The 2,398-nt window shown below is 63.7% G+C and carries 4 protein-coding genes; 3 read left to right on the top strand and 1 reads right to left on the bottom strand.

Annotated elements, in window-relative coordinates:
- The coding region (locus E0D90_RS26875; protein WP_157996949.1) for a hypothetical protein at positions 1 to 349 on the top strand (349 nt) is incomplete at its 5' end.
- Entirely contained in the window at positions 350 to 778 is a 429-nt protein-coding gene (locus E0D90_RS25065) for a hypothetical protein (protein WP_130800210.1), read from the top strand.
- A gap of 98 nt (positions 779 to 876) precedes the next feature.
- Here the strand turns inward: E0D90_RS25065 and E0D90_RS25060 are convergent, their stop codons facing one another.
- Complete coding sequence (locus E0D90_RS25060) at positions 877 to 1,332, bottom strand: transposase family protein (protein WP_369008444.1); 456 nt, start codon at positions 1,330 to 1,332, stop codon at positions 877 to 879.
- Between E0D90_RS25060 and E0D90_RS25055 the strand changes: the two genes are divergently transcribed.
- A complete protein-coding gene (locus tag E0D90_RS25055; protein ID WP_227870494.1) occupies positions 1,281 to 2,294 on the top strand; it encodes an SUKH-3 domain-containing protein in 1,014 nt (337 codons plus the stop codon). The genes E0D90_RS25060 and E0D90_RS25055 overlap by 52 nt on opposite strands.
- Positions 2,295 to 2,398: the final 104 nt, after the last annotated feature.

Here is a 2,398-nt window from a genome sequence, read left to right as displayed (position 1 = left end):
CCCACACACCTACCCCCACAACCCCCACACCTGGACCGACCCCCTCGGGCTCGCAGCACACTCAGCCGAGATTCCCAATAGAAAGCCCTGGGAGCTAACCAAAGAGGGGTCGACAAAAATGATGAAAGGTGGGCCATTCAAGACAACCTTCTACAAGAGCGCGTCGGATGGAAGTTGGTGGACTCCGGACATCACCGGACATGGTCAATCAGCGTTCAAGGTGTACGAGGAAACCAGTAAAGGATTGAACTGGATTGCAGATGCCGATAAATTCGGAGACTACATGCTAAATAAATGGAAAGGCGAGACCGGCAAATTCATACCCAAGAGCAAATTGAGGGGTATCTAAATGATTGAATCAATCGAAGAATTCCTACACCTTTCCGCAAGCGACGATCCCCGCGAACACCGAAAGGCTATCACCGAAGAAGCACCGGAACAGATCTGGATAGATTTGATTAATGGGTTCGCGGCGGAACGGGCAGCAATCGCCATGAACAAGACTCTCCCTCTATCAGTGCTGGACATCCTCAGCAGGGACCCGGACTCGCGCGTGCGATCTTTGGTGGCGATGAAGAAAAAGCTGACACCAGAAATCCTCGACCGCCTGGCTCGAGATGAGTACGAGCCCATCAGGCATCGCGTAGCGCAGCATAAGAACACGTCCATGGAGACCTTGGAGGTTCTTCGTCGCGATTCCTGGGACCAGGTCCGCGAAACTGCGGACGAGCACTTGAGGGGCCGCACCACCCTTGAGGGTGGGCCCAAAGAGTCCTAGAATGAACTCGGACGCATATACCGACTACACCGGGCGCCGCTTGCAGTCGCAACGCAGACGTGATGCATTCATCAGTAATGAGGTTTTCTCAACGGCGCTCACTTCCATGAGCTGTTGAGGACGAGTGCGGCTTTGGTGATGGCTCCGATTCTGCTGGGGCTGAGGGCGATGTGCTGGAGTGCGCGCCAGCGTTGCTTGAGTTCGGCGGCGGCGCGTTCGCCGAGGCCGCGCGTGTCGCGTAGGAGCTGGTTGTGGGTGCGGTGGTCCGCAGCGAGTGGGGAGGGGATGTCGGGGTGTGGGCGGAGGTGCGTGTGGATACGGAGGCCCGCACCGGTGTAGCCGGCGTCGGCGAGGGTCGGCAGGCCGTCGCGGGCTGCGGGGTAGAGCGCGGGCAGGGCGTGGATGCGGGCGGCGGTGAGGTCGTGGACGCTGCCCGGTTCGACGTCGGAGACCACAGAGGTGTTCCGTCGGGCGCGGCGATGAACTGCACGTTGCCCGCGAAGTGCTCTGCCGGAGTACCAAAGGTCGCTTCCGTTCTCCGTGGTCCCCGCCACGCGTTCGCAGCCGAGCGGGATGGTCCGAGCTGACGCTTCGCGTCATGCGGTCGGCGGGCTGGTTCCCGGACCGATCGGTGCCGGTCACGCGCTGGGAGGAATCCGTCCGGACAGACCTGGCCGTCGGTATGCATGACGCGGCACGGGAGTTCCTCGCTGAATTCGGCGGCCTGTCGACCGACGAGTGGACTCCGGGGCCGATCATGCCTCAGTCGGCGTTCCGCCTCGATCCGCTCGTCGCCACAGCGGCGGCCGAAGCCTTCGCTCTCTTAAGCCAGGGCGCGGGGACCAGCCTGTATCCCCTCGGCCATGCCGACGGTGGCGGAAGCCTCCTGGGGATGGCCGAGAACGGGACCGTCTACATCGGCTCTGGCGAAGACGGTGCCGAACTACTCGCTGAAACCGGCATCCTGGCGCTGGAGAAGCTTGTCGTGGAGCGGCACACGGAAGCCCCGCTTCCCTTCGTCCAGGCCGGGGACCAGCCGGTGATTCCAGGGGACTCCACTTCCTGGGGAGCCAAGGCGGAGCCGGGGATGCGCTGGTCCCGGGAGGCCGACTGGATACTGCGCACGTCCGGCTGGCTTCCGGGCCGCACCGTACCCACGGCAGACTGGAAGCGAGTGCTGCGCGAAAGCGACGAGGGCTTCAAGATGCACGAAGCCGCCCGGCGGTTCCTCACTGAGTTCGGCGGGCTGGACATCAGGCAGCAGGGGCCGGGCAGGACCATGGCCCGGTCGCCCTTCCGGCTAGACCCCCTCGTCGCCAGGTGGGACTTCGAGATCTTCGAGGTGCTGAGCGAGGAAGTGGGAACCTCCCTCTACCCTGTCGGCCACGCTTTCCGTGGCAACCACTACCTCGGGATGGCTGAGAGCGGGGCACTCTACGCCGGCATGGACTCCGCCGAGCTCCTCGCGGACGATGCCGATGAAGCCTTGGACAAGCTCATCCGCGGCATCCGGTAGCCGGCGATGTGGCCGATGTCGGCGAAGGCCGGCAGCCGTGGCGGGCGGCGCGTACGAGGCGTGGATGCGGGCGGGCCGCAGGGCACGGGTGGTGGGGCTACCTC

The organism is Streptomyces otsuchiensis (assembly GCF_004305975.1).
Lineage (GTDB): Bacteria > Actinomycetota > Actinomycetes > Streptomycetales > Streptomycetaceae > Streptomyces > Streptomyces otsuchiensis.
The sequence above is the reverse complement of the archived record's forward strand: the minus strand, read 5'-3'. Positions and strand labels throughout refer to the sequence as shown.